At 72.0% G+C, this 18640-nt stretch carries 17 protein-coding genes; 3 read left to right on the top strand and 14 right to left on the bottom strand.

Features of this window, described 5'->3' with window-relative positions; all coding sequences use genetic code 11:
• Positions 1–5: 5 nt before the first annotated feature.
• From ACQPW6_RS34595 to ACQPW6_RS34535, 13 genes are all read right to left on the bottom strand, one after another.
• The gene (locus ACQPW6_RS34595) at positions 6–635 is read right to left on the bottom strand and encodes a 1-hydroxy-2-methyl-2-butenyl 4-diphosphate reductase (RefSeq protein ID WP_433893670.1); all 630 of its coding nucleotides are present in this window, start codon (positions 633–635) and stop codon (positions 6–8) included.
• A 3-nt stretch (positions 636–638) separates the two neighbouring features.
• Entirely contained in the window at positions 639–2657 is a 2019-nt protein-coding gene (shc, locus tag ACQPW6_RS34590) for a squalene--hopene cyclase (protein ID WP_433893669.1), read from the bottom strand.
• Positions 2658–2754: 97 nt separating this feature from the next.
• Entirely contained in the window at positions 2755–3825 is a 1071-nt protein-coding gene (locus tag ACQPW6_RS34585; RefSeq protein ID WP_433893668.1) for a polyprenyl synthetase family protein, read from the bottom strand.
• Entirely contained in the window at positions 3822–5231 is a 1410-nt protein-coding gene (gene hpnE / locus ACQPW6_RS34580; RefSeq protein WP_433893667.1) for a hydroxysqualene dehydroxylase HpnE, read from the bottom strand. Before hpnE ends, ACQPW6_RS34585 begins: the two co-directional genes overlap by 4 nt.
• A 127-nt stretch (positions 5232–5358) precedes the next feature.
• Positions 5359–6291 (bottom strand): presqualene diphosphate synthase HpnD, encoded by a 933-nt coding sequence (hpnD, locus tag ACQPW6_RS34575; RefSeq protein WP_433893666.1) that lies wholly within the window; start codon positions 6289–6291, stop codon positions 5359–5361.
• Positions 6292–6299: 8 nt separating this feature from the next.
• Positions 6300–7187 (bottom strand): squalene synthase HpnC, encoded by an 888-nt coding sequence (gene hpnC / locus ACQPW6_RS34570; protein ID WP_433893665.1) that lies wholly within the window; start codon positions 7185–7187, stop codon positions 6300–6302.
• A 377-nt stretch (positions 7188–7564) separates the two neighbouring features.
• Positions 7565–8368 carry an ABC transporter ATP-binding protein gene (locus tag ACQPW6_RS34565; RefSeq protein WP_433893664.1) on the bottom strand — a complete coding sequence of 268 codons (804 nt, stop codon included), beginning with the start codon at positions 8366–8368 and terminating at the stop codon, positions 7565–7567.
• The gene (locus tag ACQPW6_RS34560; protein ID WP_433893663.1) at positions 8355–9284 is read right to left on the bottom strand and encodes an ABC transporter permease; all 930 of its coding nucleotides are present in this window, start codon (positions 9282–9284) and stop codon (positions 8355–8357) included. Before ACQPW6_RS34560 ends, ACQPW6_RS34565 begins: the two co-directional genes overlap by 14 nt.
• An 81-nt stretch (positions 9285–9365) precedes the next feature.
• A complete protein-coding gene (locus ACQPW6_RS34555; RefSeq protein ID WP_433894753.1) occupies positions 9366–10211 on the bottom strand; it encodes a glycosyltransferase family 2 protein in 846 nt (281 codons plus the stop codon).
• 101 nt (positions 10212–10312) lie between these two features.
• Complete coding sequence (locus ACQPW6_RS34550) at positions 10313–11098, bottom strand: CDP-alcohol phosphatidyltransferase family protein (RefSeq protein WP_433893662.1); 786 nt, start codon at positions 11096–11098, stop codon at positions 10313–10315.
• Complete coding sequence (locus ACQPW6_RS34545; protein WP_433893661.1) at positions 11076–12137, bottom strand: iron-containing alcohol dehydrogenase family protein; 1062 nt, start codon at positions 12135–12137, stop codon at positions 11076–11078. Before ACQPW6_RS34545 ends, ACQPW6_RS34550 begins: the two co-directional genes overlap by 23 nt.
• On the bottom strand, positions 12125–12877 hold the full coding sequence (locus ACQPW6_RS34540) for a sugar phosphate nucleotidyltransferase (protein WP_433893660.1): 753 nt from the start codon (positions 12875–12877) through the stop codon (positions 12125–12127). The genes ACQPW6_RS34545 and ACQPW6_RS34540 overlap by 13 nt, the downstream gene beginning before the upstream one ends.
• Entirely contained in the window at positions 12874–14784 is a 1911-nt protein-coding gene (locus ACQPW6_RS34535) for a DUF5941 domain-containing protein (protein WP_433894752.1), read from the bottom strand. The genes ACQPW6_RS34540 and ACQPW6_RS34535 overlap by 4 nt, the downstream gene beginning before the upstream one ends.
• A gap of 436 nt (positions 14785–15220) precedes the next feature.
• On the opposite strand from ACQPW6_RS34535, the gene ACQPW6_RS34530 reads away from it, so the two are divergent.
• Together ACQPW6_RS34530 and idi are read left to right on the top strand one after the other, a co-directional pair.
• Positions 15221–16162: a cation diffusion facilitator family transporter gene (locus ACQPW6_RS34530; protein ID WP_433893659.1), complete on the top strand. Its 942-nt coding sequence runs from the start codon at positions 15221–15223 to the stop codon at positions 16160–16162.
• A 176-nt stretch (positions 16163–16338) separates the two neighbouring features.
• Positions 16339–16950, top strand: a complete 612-nt coding sequence (gene idi / locus ACQPW6_RS34525) for an isopentenyl-diphosphate Delta-isomerase (RefSeq protein WP_433893658.1) — start codon at positions 16339–16341, stop codon at positions 16948–16950.
• A 31-nt stretch (positions 16951–16981) separates the two neighbouring features.
• Here the strand turns inward: idi and ACQPW6_RS34520 are convergent, their stop codons facing one another.
• Positions 16982–17452: an ATP-binding protein gene (locus ACQPW6_RS34520; RefSeq protein WP_433893657.1), complete on the bottom strand. Its 471-nt coding sequence runs from the start codon at positions 17450–17452 to the stop codon at positions 16982–16984.
• 323 nt (positions 17453–17775) lie between these two features.
• Here ACQPW6_RS34520 and ACQPW6_RS34515 point away from each other — a divergent pair, with 323 nt between their 5' ends.
• Positions 17776–18639: an enoyl-CoA hydratase/isomerase family protein gene (locus ACQPW6_RS34515; protein ID WP_433893656.1), complete on the top strand. Its 864-nt coding sequence runs from the start codon at positions 17776–17778 to the stop codon at positions 18637–18639.
• Position 18640 lies beyond the last annotated feature (1 nt).

The raw sequence follows: 18640 nt of genomic DNA, 5'->3' as shown, positions 1-18640 counted from the left end.
CTAGCTCACCTCCAGGGGAGCGCGGTAGTGCGGTGCCAATCGAGAAAGGCAGGTACAAGATCTCTGAGCACCCGGAATGCGATGATCCCGGTGCGAAGCGTTCCGACGCGCACGAGTTCGTACTCGGGCGTGTCCACGACGACGCGGGCCACCGCGACACGGTGCGCTCCTTCGGCGAGCGCAGCGCGCCGCATGGCGGCGGATTCCATGTCGACGGCGATGGCACCGCTCGCCGCGAGTGCGGTGCGCTCGGCGCCCCGCACGACATGGTCGGACTCGGCCAGCAGGCCGGTGTGCACGGTGAAGCCGGCGGCCTTCAGCGCGGCGGCCAGCGCCGCGCCCCCGTCTCCCTGGTCGGAGACGACCACGTCACCGGGCCGCATGCCGGGCGCGAGCCCGGCGCAGAACCCGGTGCCGAGGACCGACACCTCTTCCGCCTCGTCCAGGCCGGGGCCGTGCAGGGCACGGCGTACGGCCCGGTCCGCGGCCTCCGGCCCCATACCGGTGCGCAGCAGGGCGACCGGCCGGCCGCCCGTCTGCTCCGGTGCGGCGGCCTTGGCCACTCCCCTGCGCAGTGCGAGGCTCTCGATGCGCAGGGCGCACACCACCAGCAGCGGAGGTCGAGTCCGTGGCACGGACTAGGCCCCCTTTCCGACGGCGGTGGTGACGTGCTGACCCGCTGTGCCGAAGGGCTCGTCCCTGACGTAGCGGCCGAGGGCGGTGAGCGGGAAGACCATGCGGTACAGGTGGTAGTTGATGGAGAAGTCCCTGGGGAAGCCGGTACCGGTGAAGTACGGCTCGTCCCAGGAGCCGTCGGGCAGCTGGTTGTCGGCCAGCCAGCGCACCCCGCGGGCGACGGTCTCGCTGTCCCGCTCGCCGGCCGACAGCAGCGCCATCAGCGCCCACGCGGTCTGCGAGGGGGTGGAGTGGCCGCGGCCGGCCCACTCCCGGTCGGAGTACGAGCGCAGGTCCTCGCCCCAGCCGCCGTCCGCGTTCTGCACCGAGCGCAGCCAGTCCACCGCGCGGCGGATCGCCGGGTGGTCGGCGGCCAGGCCCGCGGCGGCCAGCGCCGGTACGGCGGAGCCGGTGCCGTAGATGTAGTTGACCCCCCAGCGGCCGAACCAGGAGCCGTCCTCCTCCTGCTCGGCGAGCAGCCAGTCGATGCCGCGCTGGGTGTGCGGGTCGTGTTCGAGGCCGAGCGCGGCCATCATCTCCACCACGTGCGCGGTGACGTCGGCCGACGGCGGGTCGATGACCTCGCCGAAGTCGCAGAACGGCAGCCGGTTGGGGAACGGGCTGGTGTTGTCCGCGTCGAAGGCGCCCCAGGCGCCGTTCCTGGACTGCATGCCGACGTTCCAGCGCACCGCCTTGTCCACGGCGGAGTCGAGCCTGGCCCGGTCGGGGTGCGCCACCCGGCGCAGCGCGAGCACCACCTCGGCGGTGTCGTCGATGTCCGGGTAGTTGTCGTTGTGGAACTCGAAGGCCCAGCCGCCGGGAGCCAGTTGCGGCCGCTGCACGGACCAGTCGCCCGGGCGGGTGATCTGCTCGGTGAGCATCCAGTCGGCGGCCTTGACCAGGGCCGGGTGGTCGGCGTCGAGGCCGGCGTCGGCGAGCGCGATGACAGCGAGGCAGGTGTCCCAGACCGGCGACTGGCACGCCTCGATCATCCGCATCCCGTCCGCCGGCCAGACGGCGAAACGATCCAGCGACTCGAGCCCGGCTTTCAGCACCGGGTGGTCGAGGTCGTAGCCGAGCAGGTGCAGGGCGATCACCGAGTAGACGGCAGGCGGCTGGATGCCTCCCCAACAGCCGTCCGCCTCCTGTCTTTCGATGATCCAGCGGGCGCAGGCGTTCATCGCGCTGCGCCGCACCGGGCGCGGGCTGAACTTGCGGTAGACGTGCAGTGCCTGGTCCAGCCGCTGGAAGACGCCGTCCCAGCTGGTGATCGGGGCCCTGCGCCGCTTGGGGTTGGGCTGCGCGGGGTTGATGTGCAGTTCGTCGATGCCGAACGGGGCCGGGCGGACCGGGCGGTGGGCGGCCACCACGGTGAGCGGCACGATGGTCTGCCGGGCCCAGCAGCCGAAGGAGTAGATGTTCAGCGGCATCCACTTGGGCAGATAGATGATCTCCGGCGGCATCTCCGGCAGGTCGTCCCAGCTCCACCAGCCGAAGAGGGCCAGCCAGATCCGGGTGAAGACCCGGGAGGCGGCGACCCCGCCCTCGGTCCGCGACCACTTCGCGGCCAGCGACATGTGCCCCTCGTCCGGCGAGTCGCCGGCCAACCGCAGTGCGACGTACGCCTCGATGGTGGCGGAGACATCACCGGGACCGCCGTGGAAGGTCGGCCAGGAGCCGTCCTCCCGCTGCTGCGAGCGGATCCAGCGGGCGGAGGCCGCGGTGATCTGCTCGTCCTGGATCCCGAGGAACTGCCGGAGCAGCAGGTCCTCGGCGTCCATCGTCACATTGGTCTCGAGGTCGCCCTTCCACCATCCGTCGGGGTGCTGCCGTGCCAGAAGGTGGTCTGCGGCGCGCTGCACGGCATGCTGCGCCACCGCCTCGGTTCCGCCGGATGGAACAGGGTCCGGCTCCGAGGCGCTGCTGGCCGAAGGTGTCCGGTGGGATGGCGTACCTGGACTGCCGTCGGTCGTCGCTGTCATGGCTTCCCCTTTGCAGTTGAGACTTCTGCGGTGTTGGGGCGGCCGTCGGCCGTCACATGAGAGGGTCCGGCGACGTCAGCGCTCCACAGTTTGTTCTTTACTTCTCGCGAACCACCACAAAATCCGCCAGATCTACGAGCTTACGGTGAATTTCATCCGGCATGTCCACTTTGTCCAACGCGCCGATCGCGGTTGCGTACTGCCTTCTGGCCTCCTGAGAGGTCCATTCCCGGCCACCGGCTTCTTCGATCAACGCCGCGCGCATGGCGAACTCTTCCTCGCTGAGCGAACCGTTTTCAGGATTCTTCGCGTCCGCCGCCAGCAGTTCACCCAGCCGGTCCGCGGCCGAGCCCCCGAAGGCCAGCGCGGCGGCCACCGGCAGCGACTTCTTGCGCTGCCGGAGATCGCTCCACGTCTGCTTTCCGGTGGTCGCCGGGTCCCCCCAGATGCCCAGCAGGTCGTCCACCGCCTGGAAGGCCAGACCGAGATGGTAGCCGTACTCCTCCAGCGCGTCCGCGTCGGCGTCCCCCGCGCCGCCGAGCACCGCGCCGATCGAGGAGGCGCAGGCCAGCAGCGCGCCGGTCTTGTTGCCCTCCATGTTCAGGCACTCCTCGACGGTGACCCGCTCGCGGTGCTCGAACGAGAGGTCCTGGGCCTGACCGTCGATCAGCTTGCGGGTGGCGGTGGTCAGCCGGCGGGTCGCCCTGGCGGCGTCCACGGTGCCCAGTTCGAGCAGGATCTCGTTGGCGAGCGCCATCAGCGCGTCGCCGACCAGGATCGCCTGCGCGGGGCCGTGCACCTTCCACACGGTGTCGCGGTGCCGGCGCTGCTCGTCACCGTCCATCAGGTCGTCGTGCAGCAGCGAGAAGTTGTGCACCAGCTCGACCGCCACCGCGCCGGGCACGCCGGTCTCGGCCGACGCGCCGGCCACCTGGGCGGACAGCAGGGCGAGTGCGGGGCGTACGGCCTTGCCGCCGTCGCCGTCGGCCGGCCGGCCGGTGTGGTCGATCCAGCCGAAGTGGTAGGCCGCGATGGTGTCCATCGGCGGGGCCAGGCGGTCTACTGCCGCTCGGAGCACAGGGGTGGTCAGGATGCGGCCGTTTTCCAGCAGCGCGATGACGCCGGCAGCGGTCACGTTCTCTCCTCTGGTTGCACCAATAGCACTCATGCCGCCTCCAGGACGCCGTTGTCGAATGGCAGCCCGAGGGCGGACAAAGCTTCTCGGGAGGCATGCAGACCGCTGCGCACCGCACTCTCCATTGTCGCGGGCCAGCCGGTGGCGGTCCACGCCCCGGCCAGGTAGAGGCCGGGGGCCCGGGTCACGGGACCGGGCCGCAGCGCCGCCACGCCCGGGGTGGGCGCGAAGGTGGCGGTGCGTTCCCGGGTGACGAAGAAGTCGCGGATGCCGGCGCCGCGGGCGGCGGGCAGCAGCCGTTCGAGCTCCGGCAGGTAGCGTTCGCGCAACTCGGCCACCGGCAGGTCGATCTCGTCGGCGACCGCCGACTGCGACACCGCCAGGTACTGGCCGCCGCCGGTCAGTCCCGAACTCCTGGTGCGGTCGAAGACCCACTGCACAGGGGTGCCGAGGGCCGCGAGGAACGGCCCGGCAAGTACCTGTCTGTCGTAGATCACATGCACATTCAGGATCGGGGCGGTGCCGATGCGCAACAGCTTTTCCGGGTCGGGAACGGCGCCTTCGGGCAGCAGGTCGTGGGTCTCGCGCTGCGGGACCGCGAGCACCACCGTATCCGCCTCCAGTTGCTCGCCGCGGCCGGGGCCGGTCTCCACCGAGACCTGCCAACCGCCCTCGGCGGTCGCCTTGATACCGCTGGTGCGGGTGCGCAGCATGGTGCGCACGCCGGCGGCGTCGAGCGCGGCCCTGGCCCGGCCGTCGTGCAGGTCGCCGAGCGGCGCGGTGGCCCAGCCGATGTCGGCCGCGCCCGGGTCGGTGAGCAGCCCGGTCTTGAAGACCATGGCGGCCAGCCCCAGCGAGGAGTCGGCCGCGGTGGCGTTCAGGGTGGCGACGCCGACCAGGTCCCACAGCGCCTCGATGGTGCGCGGCGACTGGCCGCGGGCGGCCAGCCAGCTGGCGAAGTCGGTCTCGTCCAGGGCCGGGTCGGCCAGGTCCAGGGCGCGCAGCGCGAGCGCGGCGCGGCCCACCGAGGCCCGTTCGCGCAGGCTCAGATGCGGGTAGCGGGCCAGGCTGGCCGCCAGGTGCAGCGGCACCGGCAGGCCGGCCCGGGACAGCCGCCCGGACCGCATGGTGTCGGCGTCGAGCACCTTCACGTCCAGCCGGTCCTGAATGGTCACCAGGTCGCGGGCGGCGATCCGGTCGAGGAACCACTGGTAGCCGGAGCAGCAGCGCAGGAAGACGTGCTGGCCGTTGTCGACCGTCAGATCGCCGCGCTTGAAGGAGAACGCCAGGCCGCCGAGCCGCGGCCTGGCCTCGGTGAGGGTGACCCGCACGCCGGAGTCGGCCAGCGCGAGCGCGGCCGTGATGCCGGCCAGGCCGCCGCCCACCACCACTGCGCCGCGGTCCGGGAGCCGTCCCGTCGCCGCCTGCGTGGTCGTCATGCGTCCTCCCCTTGAGCCGCGCCGCGCCGGGCGCGGTGAGCTGTTGCGGAAAGTGACGCCGTGCGCGTCTTCCTGGTTGCCTGTCGGTTCGCGTGCCGTGCCGGACCCGCGCCTTGGCGGGTGGGTCTCACGCGTCGCCCCGTGGCCGGCGGGTGGTGCGCCGGGCGTCCACCCCGGCCAGGCCGCGCATCGCGACGTACGCCTTCTGCCGTGCGGGCAGCGAGACCCGGCCGCGCAGTACGGCCTCGGGGTCGGCGGCGATCCGGTCGAGCAGCCGGCGGTAGATGCCGGCCATCGCGGCGACGCAGGCGCCGCTGCGCCGGTCGAGCATCGGCAGCAGCCGGTACCCGGTGGCGAACAGCGCGCGGGCCCGGCCCACTTCGAACTCGATGAGGCCGGCGAAGTCCGAGCCGGGCGGCGCGGTGTCGCTGTGGAAGCCGGCCGCGCAGCCGAACTTGGCGAGGTCGCGGGCGGGCAGGTAGGTCCGTCCGTTGCCGGCGTCCTCGCGGACGTCCCGCAGGATGTTGGTGAGTTGCAGGGCAAGGCCGAGCGTGTCGGCATATTCGGCGGCACGTGCAGAATCGTGCCCATTCGGGGTGCCGAACACGCCAAGGGACAGACGTCCGATAGCGCCTGCCACGCAACGGCAGTACAGCGCCAGGTCGTCCCAGGTCTCGTAGGTCTCACCGCGGACGTCCATCAGCACGCCGTCGATGAGTTCGTCCAGGCCCTCCAGCGGGATCGGGAACCTGGTCGCGCAGTCGGCGAGCGCGACGGCCACCGGGTCGGTGTCGTCCTCGCCGACCCGGCCCTCGCGGACCCTGGTCAGCAGTTCCCTGGTCGCGTCGAGCCGGACGGCCTTCTCCTGGGGCGGCAGTTCGCCGTCCCCGATGTCGTCGACCCGCCGGGAGAACGCGTAGAGAGCCGACATCGCCTGCCGTTTGGGAGTGGGCAGCAGACGGATTCCGTACGCGAAGTTGCGGGCCTCATGGCCAGTCACGGTCTCACAGTACCTGTATGCCGCAAGTACCGGTCCGGACGTGTGGGCAGAACCGTTCATGGTCCGGCTCACCCCTCTCTTCGCAATGTCGATCCCACCTCACGCAGCAGGCTGGACTTGGTGGCCTTCGGCGATTTCGCCAGGACGTCGTACCCCGCTTCCGCAACCGCTCTCAGGGCGGCGCGCCCGCCGCCCACGAAACCGGCCAGCAGCAACCGAAGCCTGCCACGAACGCTGCCCACCAGGGGAGTGCCCTCGGCCAGCAGTTCACGCGCGCGCTCGGCTTCGAACGCCACCAGCTCCCGGACCTGCGGTCCGGCGCTCGGTGCGGCGAGGTCGGCCTCGTCCACCGAGAAGCGTTTCATGTCCTCGGCCGGCAGGTAGATCCGGTCCCTGCCGAGGTCCTCGGCCACGTCCTGCAGGTGCTCGACGATCTGCAGCGCCGTGCACACCGCGTCGGACCTGCGGATCCGTTCGGGTGTCGAGGTGCCGGTGATGGACAGCACCAGCCGGCCCACCGGGTTGGCGGACAGCTCGCAGTACGCGAGCAGGTCGCCGTAGGCCGGGTAGCGGCGGACCTGCTGGTCCTGCCGGTTGGCCGCGATCAGGCCGAGGAAGGGCTCGGGAGTCAGGGAGTGCTTGCGCACGGTGGGCTGCAGGGCGGTCAGCAGCGGGTGCCGGGGGGTGCCGTCGAAGACCCGGCGCAGGTCGGCCTCGAAGCCGTCGAGCATCGCGATCCGGTCGTCGGCCGTGTCGGCGTCAAGGCCCAGCAGCACGGCGTCGTTCCGGCCGCCGGCGGCCAGGTCGCCGTCGCCGATGTCGTCCACCAGCCGGGCGAATCCGTAGACGGCCATCAGGTCCCGGCGCCAGGCGCGCGGCAGGAACACCGGTGCCACCGGGAAGTTCTCGCGCGCGGCCTTGTCCAGGACCGCCCGGGACGTGTCGTCCCCGGTCACCGCGGGGGTCCCGGCACACAGGCGGCGAGCGTGCCCCGGAGCAGGATGGTCCCGATCTTCATGGCCGCCACATCCCCCGTTCTACACCGCCCAATCGAATGTTCCCATTTCGGACACGCCGCGCCAGGCGTCGCGCACGCGGTATCGATCATCGGCAGGCTCCCAGCACCGGTACAGCTTACGTCCGGCCGTTGTCCGGCGTACGCCGGGGGCGTGACACGTGGTGATATTTTCTGACGGCACGTCGGATCCCTTCCCCGGCCGGCCGGAAACCCTTCCCATGTGCGGTCCATGCGGGGGACAACGCAAGGCCCCCGCCGGATCATCCGGCGGGGGCCTTCGAGTTGTGAGCGATGCTGCGCGGTGCGTCAGGCGGCCTACTTGTGCTTCTCGTACGCCTTGATCACTTCGTCGGTCGGGCCGTCCATCAGCAGCTCGCCCTTCTCCAGCCACACCACCCGGTCGCAGGTGTCACGGATGGAGTTGTTGTTGTGGCTGACCAGGAAGACCGTGCCGGCCTCCTTGCGCAGCTCCCGGATCCGCTCCTCCGAGCGCTTCTGGAACGCCCGGTCACCGGTGGCCAGCGCCTCGTCGATCATCAGCACGTCGTGGTTCTTGGCCGCCGCGATCGAGAACCGCAGCCGCGCCGCCATACCCGAGGAGTACGTCCGCATCGGCAGCGAGATGAAGTCGCCCTTGTCGTTGATCCCGGAGAAGTCCACGATCCCGTCGTAGCGCTCCCGGACCTCCTCCTGCGACATCCCCATCGCGAGACCGCCGAGGATCACGTTGCGCTCGCCGGTCAGGTCGTTCATCAGCGCCGCGTTCACGCCCAGCAGGGACGGCTGGCCGTCGGTGTAGATCTTGCCGCTCTCGGGCGGCAGCAGCCCGGCGATGGCCCGCAGGATGGTCGACTTGCCGGAGCCGTTGGAGCCGATGATGCCGATGGCCTCACCCCGGTAGGAGGTGAAGGTCACCCCGCGCACCGCGTGCACCCGGCGCACGTTGGGCGAGCTCTTGCGGGACAGCAGCCGGCCGAGCGCCGCCGTGGCGGTACCCCGTCCGGTGCCCGCGCCGTGCACCTTGTACACGATGTGCACGTCGTCCACGATCACGGTGGGGACCCGGGCGTCGGAGGGTGCCTGGATCCGCTCCGCTGTCTGCTGCTCAGCCACGGCCATACTGTTCCTCCGCCTTCCAGAAGTACACGTAGCCGCCGATGCCCACCACGACCGCCCAGCCCACCGCGGACGCCCACACGTGCGGCGGCAGCTGCGAGGAGGTGACGCTGTCGATGAGGGCGAACCGCACCAGGTCGATGTAGACCGCGACCGGGTTCAGGTCGAGCAGGACCCGGACGAAGCCCGGGGCGGTGGCGGTGAGCTTGTCGATGCTGTACATCACACCGGACATGTACATCCAGGTGCGGAGTATGAACGGCATGAGCTGAGCGAGGTCGGTCATCTTGCTGCCGATCCTGGCCACCATCAGGGCCAGGCCGGTGTTGAACACCCACTGGGTCAGCAGCGCCGGGATGACCAGCAGCCAGGACGCGTCCGGCACCTCGCCGGTCATCAGCACGATCGCCACCAGCACGAACATCGACATCAGCAGCTGCTGGAGCTGCATCAGCGTGAGCGCCACCGGCATCGAGGCCCGGGGGAAGTGCAGCGCCCTGATCAGCCCCAGGTTGCCGGCCACCGCACGCACGCCGCTGAGCACCGAGGACTGCGTGAAGGTGAAGATGAAGACGCCGGTGACCAGGAAGGCGATGAAGTTGTCGATGCCCTTGCTGGTGCCGATCAGCAGACCGAAGATCAGGTAGTAGACGGCCGCGTTCAGCAGCGGTGTCATGACCTGCCAGAGCTGGCCGAGGCGGGCCTGAGTGTACTGGGCCTGGGTCCTCGCCTTGGCGAACTCGTTGATGAAATGTCGACGGCCCCACAGCTGCCGGGTGTACTCCGCCAGCCCGGGCCGGGCGCCGCTGACGGACAGGCCGTACTTGGCCGCGAGCTGGGAGGGGCTGAGGCCGTCATCGGCCGACGGTGCTGGTGGTGCACCGACGGCGACCGCACCATTGTGCGTTGTATCGCTCACAGTTGACACTTTCGTCCTCAAGGTGCGCGCCGGGCAGGGGGATTCCCGGGCTGCGCCTGATGCTCTCAGGTTCCGAGCTTGTCAGATGATCGGGGGTCGGCCTAGCCGGGTCAACCGCCAGACCGTCCGCCAGCTCATCGGCCGCCGCTCGCCGCAGTCCGTGGTCCAGCCCTCACGGAAGCCGCCGAGCCAGGCGCGCAGCGCCGGACGGGACGGCCGGCGGGCCAGGGTCAGCCCGAACCAGACCCCGAGATAGGCCGGGACCAGCGGCCATGGCAGATTGCGCCGGGCCAGCCACACACGGTTGCGGGCCACCATCCGGTGGTAGACCGCGTGCCGGGACGGGGCGGTCGCCGGATGGTGCAGTACGAGGTCGGAGCGGTAGTCGATCATCCAGCCGGCGCCCAGCGCGCGCCAGGCCAGATCGGTCTCCTCGTGCGCGTAGAAGAACTCCGCGGGCAGCAGGCCGACGTCCCGGAAGACCTCGGTGCGGATCGCGCAGGCGCCGCCGAGGAAGGTGGTCACCCGGGAGTCCCGCATCGGGTCGGAGGCGCGCAGCCGCGGTACGTGCCGGCGCTGGGTGACGCCGGTGTCGGGGTCGACGATCCGGAAGCTGATGATGCCGAGCCGCCGGTCGGCGGTGAAGGCGCGGCGGACCAGCTCGGCGGTGTCGTCGAACGGCAGCACCCCGTCGTCGTCCAGGAACATCACCACGTCAAGCTCGTCGGCCGCCGGGCCGAACAGCTCCACGCCGGCGTTCCGGCCGCCGGGGATGCCCAGGTTCTCCGGCAGCTCGACGGTGCGCACCTCGGGCGCCAGCGGCGGCAGCGGCGAGCCGTTGCCGACCACCGCGATCTGCACGGCCGGGCCCTGCTGCTTGGCGACCGAGTCGAGCAGGTCCTGGAGCTGCGCGGGGCGGGTGCCCATGGTCAGCACGACCGCGCCCACCTTCAGCGGCGCCTCCCGGGTCTCCTGCGTGCTCCGGGTGCCCCGCGGGTTCCGGGCCGTCTTCTTGTTCACGCGACTGTTCATGCGAGCCTGCTCGACGCCAGGATGCTCACCAGATGCAGCACCGTCTGCAATACCGCGACCGCGGCGAGCACCACGACCGCGATCCGGGTGAAGAGCAGGTCGCCGTGCAGGAAGTCGGCGACCGCGGCCGCCAGGATCAGCAGCGAGGCCTCCACGCCGCCGACCAGCCGGTGGAACTTCAGCGCGCCGGCCGCCCGCCGGGCCAGTGCCACCCCCGACGAGCGGGGGACGTTGGCGGACTCCTGCGCGGCGGGCATCCCGCGCCGGGTCCTGGCCACGTCCACCAGGTCGGTCTCGGCCTTGATCAGGATCGCGCCGAGCGCCGCCAGGGTGCCCAGGAACGCCCACTGCCACTGGGTGCTGCCGCCGTCGCGGTGGAAGACGTCGGAGGCCCTGATCCCGAAGCCGACCAGCAGCGCGGCCTCCGACAGGTAGTGCCCGACCCGGTCCAGGTAGACGCCCACCGTGGAGGTCTGCTTGCGCCAGCGGGCCAGCTCGCCGTCCACGCAGTCCAGCAGCAGGTAGAGCTGGATCAGCAGCGCGCCGAGGATGCCGCCGGCCAGCCCGGGGACCAGCAGGGCGGCGCCGGCCGCGACCCCGGACACGATCATCAGATACGTGTACTGGTTGGGGCTCAGCGGCGAGTCGACGAGTACCCGGGTACACCGCAGCGACAGCTCACGCATGTACAGGCGGCCGGCCCAGTGCTCGCCGTTCTTCCGGTCCTTGATGCCACCGGGGTGAACGACCGGGCGCAGTTCAGCTACTGATGGTTTTGGCATAGTCGGCGTATGCGTCCCTGATCTCGGTGGGTGAGAGTTCCAGGTGTTCCAGGATCGTGTAGCGGCCGGGGCGGGTCTGCGGCGCGTAGTGCACCGCCTCGACGAACTCCGGCACCGTGAAGCCGATCTCCCCGGGCAGTACGGGCAGGCCGTGGTGCCGCAGCGTCTCCGCGATCAGGCCGGACTCCTCGTGCGAGCCGCGCAGGTGCATCGCGAAGGCCGCGCCGAGGCCGACCTGCTCGCCGTGCGCGGCGGCCCGCCGCGGGTGCAGCAGGTCGAAGGCGTGGCTGATCTCGTGGCAGGCGCCCGAGGACGGCCGGGTGTCGCCGCTGATCGACATCGCGATGCCGGAGAGCACCAGGCCCTCGGAGAGCACCGTGAGGAAGGAGTCGTCGCCGATGCCGCCGGGGTGCCGCAGCACCGACTCGCCGGCGCCGCGGGCCATCGCGGCGGCCAGGCCGTCGATCGGCTCGCCGGTGATCTTGTGCGAGAGCTCCCAGTCGGCGATGGCGGAGATGTTGGAGACCGCGTCGCCGATGCCGGCCCGCACGTAGCGGGCCGGCGCCTCCCGGATCACGTCCAGGTCGATGACCAGCGCGATCGGGGTGGGGACGCCGTAGGAGCCGCGGCCGTTGTCGTTGTCCAGGGTGGACACCGGCGAGCAGATGCCGTCGTGCGAGAGGTTGGTCGCGACGGCCACCATCGGCAGGCCGACCCGGGCGGCGGCGTACTTGGTCACGTCGATGATCTTGCCGCCGCCGAGGCCCACCACCGCGTCGTACCGCCTGCCGCGGATGGCGTCGGCGAGCTTGACGGCCGCGTCGATGGTGCCGCCGTCGACCAGGAACCAGTCGGCGCCGGGCAGCTCGGGGGCCAGCCGGTCGCGCAGCTTGACGCCGGAGCCGGCGCTGATGGCCATGGCGAGCTTGCCGGAGGCGGAGATCCGCTGGTCGGCGAGCAGCCTGGACAGGTCGGCGAGCGCCCCGCCGTTGATGTCCACGACAACCGGCGAGGGAATCAGCCGGGTCAGTACTGGCACGCGATCTCCCGTCCTCGGGCGAGATCGGCGTGGTTGTCGATCTCCACCCACGGCACGTCGCCGATGGGTGCCACGTCGATGGTGAAGCCGCGGTCGACCAGTTCCTGGTAGCCGTCCTCGTAGTACAGGTCGGGGTCGCGCTCGAAGGTGGCCTTCAGCGCGTCGGCCAGTTCGCCGGCGGCCTCGGCCTCGATCAGGGTGACGCCGATGTACTCGCCGGTGGCCTCGGCGGGATCCATCAGCTTGGTGATCCGCCGCACGCCCTTGCCCGGCTCGGTGACGACCTTCATCTCCTCGTCGGCCAGCCGCTTGACGGTGTCCAAGGCCAGGATGATCCGCCTGCCCTCGCCGCGCGCGGCGAGCAGCGTCCGCTCCACCGAGACCGGGTGCACGGTGTCGCCGTTGGCCAGGATGACTCCGTGCGCCACCGCGTCCCTGGCGCACCACAGGGAGTAGGCGTTGTTCCACTCCTCGGCCTTGTCGTTGTCGATCAGCGTGAGGGTCAGGCCGTACTTGGCCTCAAGGGCCGCTTTGCGCGCGTAGACCGCTTCCTTGCGGTACCCGACGACGACCGCGACCTCGGTCAGCCCGATCTCGGCGAAGTTCCCCAGCGTCAGGTCGAGCACGGTGACGCCGTCCTGGTCGCCCTCGGCTCCGACCGGCACCAGTGCCTTGGGCAGGGTGTCGGTGTAGGGGCGCAGGCGCCTTCCGGCGCCGGCCGCCAGCACAAGGCCGATCATGCGGGTTCTCCTGATTCGTCGTGTACTGCGGGTGCCCCTGAGGACACCCAGAAGCGGATGCTCTCGGCGGTGACCAGCAGCGCGAGCGCGATGGCGAGCACCGTCAGCGCGACCGTGAAACCGGTGCGGTGGGCGAGGGCGGCCACGAGGGTGACGAGAAGAGTCCTGCCCTCGTGTCCACCGGCCGCGCGCACCAGGGCCCGCGGTGGCGCCCCGGTGCCGCCGCGGATGCGGTACACCGTGTCGTAGTGATGGTAGGCGACGGCAGCCACCAGGCCGAAAGCAGCAGGCAATACTCCGTTCACCTGGCTGACGGCTGCGAGCGCCAGCACCGTCCCGTACTCGGCCGCCCGGAAGAACGGCGGCACCAGCCAGTCCAGCGCTCCGGTGAGCGGCCGGGAGACGGCAAGTCCCGAGGTCAGTACGTATACGATCGCCGCCGGCACCGGCCACCAGCTGCCGTGCGGGGCCAGCGCGGCGGTGCCGGCCACCACCGCTCCGCCCAGCAGCGCCACCGCCGGCGGCCCGAAGGACGGCAGCCGGCCGGCGACCGGGCGCAGCAGCCGGGCGGCCGCTTCGGCGAGCGGGCCGCTGTCGCAGAGGTCGGCCAGGGCGCGGGCGGCCCGCGCGGTGCGCCGCACCGGCTGCTTGCCGGTGCCGGCACGGCCGCGGCGGAGGCTGACCGAGCGCAGCAGCCGGCCGGCCGTGGTGTAGCAGCCGGCCAGGCCGCAGCCGATCAGCAGCACGGTCAGGGTGATCCGCGGGGTGGTGGCCGCGGTCAGCACGGCGATCAGCGCCCAGCGCTCGCCGATCGGCAGTACGACCATCCGGCGGGCCCAGACCGTCCAGCCGACGCTGTCGAGCCGGTTGGACAGTGCGGCAGTGGGGCTGCTCTCGTCGGCGCCCGCGTCCTGGTTGGCCTCGTTGAAGGCGAAGTCCACCACGTGCCGGCAGGTCTGGAGCACCATCGCGCCGAGCGCCAGCGCCCAGACGTCGTCGCCGCCGCGGGCCGCGCCCAGGGCCAGGCCCGCGTAGTAGGCGTATTCCTTGGCGCGGTCGAAGGTGGCGTCGAGCCAGGCGCCGAGCGTCGAGTACTGGAGCGAGTAGCGGGCCAGCTGGCCGTCGGTGCAGTCGAGGACGAACGAGGCGAGCAGCAGCACCCCGGCGGCGACGTAGCCGGCCCGGCTGCCGGTGGCGGCGCAGCCGGCGGCGATCAGCGCGACCAGCAGCGAGGCGGTGGTCACCTGGTTGGGGGTGAGGCCGCGGCGGGCGCACCAGCGGGCCAGGTAGCGCGAGTACGGGCTGATGAAGTGGGTGGTGAAGAAGCCGTCGCGGGACTTGACCGCGCCGCGCAGCCGGACCGCCTCCTCGTCCACCGCGGCGACCGCCTCCGCGGCGGCGGCCCGGCCGGCCTCGTCGGCGGGCACCGCGGCGACCAGCACGCCGAGCTCGGGGCGGTGCGGTGCGCCGTCCGGGGTGTCCAGCGCCTCGGCGAGGGCGTCGGGCAGCACGTCGGTGCGGGCGGTGAGCGCGTCGGGGAGCAGGTCGGAGCGGGTGCTCAGCGCCGGGCCCGCGGCGGCGGGGGGACGGTCCAGGTCGAGCCGGCCGGCCAGCGCGCGTTCCAGCGCGGCGCGGGCCGGGCCCCGTACCGACAACGCGCCCGGGACGGCCGCCGCGTCGAACCGCGGGTCGGTCAGGGCGAGCCGCAGGGAGTGCCGGTGGCCGAGGAAGCGGCGGTCGACCACGGCCACCCGTTCGGCCGCGGGCACCCGGGCGAGCCGCGCCGCGAGGTCACCCGGCGTGTCCGCCTCGGCCACCTGGAATCCCAGCGCCCGCAGATCGTCCGTCAGCGGCGACGGCGCTCCCGCCGCGGGCGGGCCGGTGAGGAAGGCGGTCGGGGTCGGCAGAGGAACTCACTCCCTGGAAGCGAACGGCGGCCGTGCCAGCGGACGGCCGGCGGGAGCCTGGCCAGGCACGACCGCAGAGGCTATCCGATCACCGTAGCCCGCAGTTCACCACCAGTTCGTCCACACTTGGCAAACACAGTGTGATGGTTCACCTCCCGCGGTCTCCGTATGGCGCCGGGCCGGGCCCGTGACCAGCGCGGAGCGCCGGCCCCGGTCGATCGGCTACCGCTGCCACGCGACTCATCACCGCAGGTCACCGCACATGACAACGGTCTCCAGTACCGGCTTGCCCACGGTGCGTAATCGGTGTTGACTGACCGCCGCGCCCCCGGTGACCGGGCCTGCCGACCCGCCGGAGGGCGACCGGGGCGCGGGTTCGCGGGGGCTTCACGCGGCGTTTCGGGGCTCGCAGGGATTTCAGGGAAGGAAGGGGTCCATGGGCGCAGGGCACTCGCACGGCCATGGACACGGCCACGGCCCGGCCGCCGGCACGGCGACCGCCGCGCACCGCGGCCGGCTGCTGACCGCGCTCGGCATCACCCTGCTCGTACTGGTCACCGAGGTGGTCGGCAGCGCGGTCACCGGCTCGCTCGCACTGCTCGCCGACGCCGGCCACATGGCCACCGACGCGGCCGGCATCGCGATGGCGCTGCTGGCCGTGCACATCGCCGCCCGGCCGCCGAGCGACCGGCGCACCTTCGGCTTCGCCCGCGCCGAGATCCTGGCCGCGGTCATCAACGCGGTGCTGCTGTTCGGCGTCGGCGCGTTCATCTTCTACGAGGGCGTTCGGCGGCTGGTGGTCCCGCAGCACTTCCACGGCGGCGCCACCATCGTCTTCGGCCTGATCGGCCTGGTGGCGAACTCGGTCTCGCTGCTGGTGCTGATGCGCGGCCAGGCCGAGAGCCTGAACGTGCGCGGGGCGTTCCTGGAGGTGATGGCCGACGCGTTCGGGTCGCTGGCGGTGGTGCTCGCCGCGGTGGTCTTCCTCACCACCGGCTGGCGGCAGGCGGACGCGGTGGCGTCGCTGCTGATCGGGCTGCTGATCGTGCCGCGCACCTGGCGGCTGCTGCGCGAGGCCCTCGACGTGCTGCTGGAGGCCGCGCCCAAGGACGTGGACATGAGCGAGGTGCGCAGCCACATCGAGGGGCTGCCGGGCGTGGTGGGGCTGCACGACCTGCACGCCTGGACGATCACCTCGGGCCTGCCGGTGCTGTCCGCGCACGTGGTGGTCAGCCAGGACGTGCTGGAGTCGGTCGGCTACGAGAAGATGCTGCACGACCTCCAGGGCTGCCTGGGCACGCACTTCGACGTGGAGCACTGCACGTTCCAGCTGGAGCCGGTGGGCCACGCGGAGCACGAGGCCCGGCTGTGCCATTGAGCACACCGGCCGGCCGGCCGGACCGCGGACTCTCGGCCCCGCCGGGCGGCGGAACGACGCGTACGCCGCCGGGTCGTACGCGCTCCCGAGCGCCGGTGGCCCGACGCGATGCGCGGGTCGGCGAAGGCTCGTGGTGAGGCAGACTATGGGCTTGTCGTCGAATGCGAAGGATGGAAATGGCAACCAGTCCTGCCACGGGCCGATCCGACTACCGCACCGCTGCCCCGGCGCCGACCGACGTCGCCGAACCGATCATGCTCGAACTGGTCGATGAGACCGGTGTGACGATCGGTACGGCGGAGAAGCTGTCGGCGCATCTGGCACCGGGCCGGCTGCACCGGGCGTTCTCGGTCTTCCTCTTCGATGACGAGGGGCGGCTGCTGCTCCAGCGCCGGGCGCTGGGCAAGTACCACTCCCCCGGTGTCTGGTCCAACACCTGCTGCGGGCACCCGTACCCGGGCGAGCCGCCGTTCGTGGCCGCCGCCCGGCGGACCGCCGAGGAGCTCGGGGCCGCGCCGGCGCTGATGCGCGAGGCCGGCACCGTCCGCTACAACCACCCGGACCCGGCGTCCGGCCTGGTCGAGCAGGAGTACAACCACCTGTACGTGGGCCTGGTGCGCGGACCGCTGCTGCCCGATCCGGACGAGATCGGCGAGACGGCCTTCGCGAGCCCCGCCGACCTGGCCGCGCTGCGCGCGGACGGCCCGTTCTCCGCGTGGTTCCAGACGGTTCTTGACGCGGCGCTGCCGGCGGTACGCGAGCTGACGGGTCCCTCGGCGGGCTGGTAGCGGCACTCGCCTTCGCGGGGGCGCGGGCGGTTCAGAGGACCGGGGGCCGCAGCGGAAGCGCGGCCCAGATCACCTTGCCGCCGGTCGGGGTCTGCGTCACGTCGCAGGAGCCGCCGGCCTCGTCGGTGATCGTCTTGACCAGCAGCAGCCCCCGCCCGCCGGTCCTCGCGTGGTCGGTCTCCAGCGCCCTGGGCCGGAACGGGTGGTTGTCCTCGACGGCCACCCTGATCCAGTCGGCGCCGACCGCGACCTCCACGGCCACCTCGGGTGACAGCACGGCCGCGTGCTTGACGGCGTTGGTGACCAGCTCGGAGACGATCAGCAGCAGCCCGTAGAGCGTGTCGTCGTCGATCGGCACCCCCTGGTCGGCGACCAGCTTCCTGACTCCCTGCCTGACCTGGGGCACGGACGAGTCCACGGCCGGCGCGGTGAACCGCCAGGCTCCCTCGTACGCTCTCGGTGGCGGTGCCTGACCAGGCGGGACACTCCCGCGGACCTCCATGACCGCACCCACCATCGCCTTCGCGTGACGTTTCCCCGCAGTTCCCGCCGGTGGTCCCGGTGGTTCCGCCTCACAGCTTCGAGTGTCCGTAACGGGACCGGCCCCGATGGCAGGAAACCGTAAGTCCACGCCTTTCCGCGGTTTTCGACCGGACGAGGCGATATTTGTCGCTTTTCCGATCGGAGTCGACCGGTTGCGAGCGCCGATGTCCGAGCTGTGCGGCGCGGGGTGAGGGTGGGGCGTCGATAGGATCCGATGGCGGGCGGCAGCCGCGCCCGGGCCGCCCCTGCTGACGTCTGTCCGCGCATCCGTGAGGAGACCGCATGTCCACGACCGGTCCAGGCGCCGACCCCACTCCCGGCGACGGGCCCGGCTCCGGTTCTGGCGACGGGCCCGGCTCCGGTTCTGGTGACGGTTCTGCCGGCGGTCCCGGGCTGCTGGTCGAGGTCGCGGACGGCGCCGCCACCGTGACCATCAGCAATCCGGCCCGCCGCAACGTGCTGACGCCCGCCATGTGGCGGTCGCTGCCGGGACTGCTCGACGAGCTCGCGGCCGATCCCGCGGTGCGGGCGGTGGTGCTCACCGGCGCCGGGGACGGTTTCAGCGCGGGCGCCGACATCACTGGATTCACCGGCCCCGGCGGACTGCGCGCCGCGCAGGAGGCGGCCGTCGCCGCCGAGGACGCGCTCGCCGCGTTCCCCAAGCCGACCCTCGCGGCGATCCGCGGCTGGTGCGTCGGCGGCGGCTGCCAGCTCGCGGTGGCCTGCGACCTGCGCTTCGCCGCGCAGGACGCCAGGTTCGCGATCACCCCGGCCAAGCTCGGCATCGTCTACCCGGCCTCCTCCACCCGGCGGCTGGTCGAGCTGACCGGCCCGTCCACGGCCAAGCACCTGCTGTTCTCGGCCGAGACGATCGACGCGGAGCGGGCGCTGCGCACCGGCCTGGTGGACGAGGTGCTGCCGCGGGACGGCCTGGACAAGCGGGTACGGGAGTTCACCGGCGTGCTCGCCTCGCGGTCCCGGCTCACCCAGGCCGCCGCGAAGGAGTTCATCACCGCGACGCCGGACGCGATCCAGGTCGCGCACTGGTCCCGCCAGGCCGCGGCCGGCGGCGACACCGCGGAGGGCGTCGCCGCCTTCCTGGAGCGCCGCGACCCGCGGTTCACCTGGTCGCCGGCCGCGGACTGAA

Origin of the sequence: Streptomyces sp. CA-111067 (genome assembly GCF_050956065.1) — a bacterium.
Taxonomy (GTDB): domain Bacteria; phylum Actinomycetota; class Actinomycetes; order Streptomycetales; family Streptomycetaceae; genus Actinacidiphila.
This window is presented reverse-complemented; position numbering and strand designations above follow the sequence as displayed.

What these genes read in the sequence shown, in the direction of transcription:
- shc (WP_433893669.1), bottom strand. Translation starts at nt 2,657, where the DNA reads ATGACAGCGACGACCGACGGCAGTCCAGGTACGCCATCCCACCGGACA.
- ACQPW6_RS34585 (WP_433893668.1), bottom strand. Translation starts at nt 3,825, where the DNA reads ATGAGTGCTATTGGTGCAACCAGAGGAGAGAACGTGACCGCTGCCGGC.
- hpnE (WP_433893667.1), bottom strand. Translation starts at nt 5,231, where the DNA reads ATGACGACCACGCAGGCGGCGACGGGACGGCTCCCGGACCGCGGCGCA.
- hpnD (WP_433893666.1), bottom strand. Translation starts at nt 6,291, where the DNA reads ATGAACGGTTCTGCCCACACGTCCGGACCGGTACTTGCGGCATACAGG.
- ACQPW6_RS34565 (WP_433893664.1), bottom strand. Translation starts at nt 8,368, where the DNA reads ATGGCCGTGGCTGAGCAGCAGACAGCGGAGCGGATCCAGGCACCCTCC.
- ACQPW6_RS34555 (WP_433894753.1), bottom strand. Translation starts at nt 10,211, where the DNA reads ATGGGCACCCGCCCCGCGCAGCTCCAGGACCTGCTCGACTCGGTCGCC.
- ACQPW6_RS34550 (WP_433893662.1), bottom strand. Translation starts at nt 11,098, where the DNA reads ATGCCAAAACCATCAGTAGCTGAACTGCGCCCGGTCGTTCACCCCGGT.
- ACQPW6_RS34540 (WP_433893660.1), bottom strand. Translation starts at nt 12,877, where the DNA reads ATGATCGGCCTTGTGCTGGCGGCCGGCGCCGGAAGGCGCCTGCGCCCC.
- ACQPW6_RS34530 (WP_433893659.1), top strand. Translation starts at nt 15,221, where the DNA reads ATGGGCGCAGGGCACTCGCACGGCCATGGACACGGCCACGGCCCGGCC.
- idi (WP_433893658.1), top strand. Translation starts at nt 16,339, where the DNA reads ATGGCAACCAGTCCTGCCACGGGCCGATCCGACTACCGCACCGCTGCC.
- ACQPW6_RS34520 (WP_433893657.1), bottom strand. Translation starts at nt 17,452, where the DNA reads ATGGAGGTCCGCGGGAGTGTCCCGCCTGGTCAGGCACCGCCACCGAGA.
- ACQPW6_RS34515 (WP_433893656.1), top strand. Translation starts at nt 17,776, where the DNA reads ATGTCCACGACCGGTCCAGGCGCCGACCCCACTCCCGGCGACGGGCCC.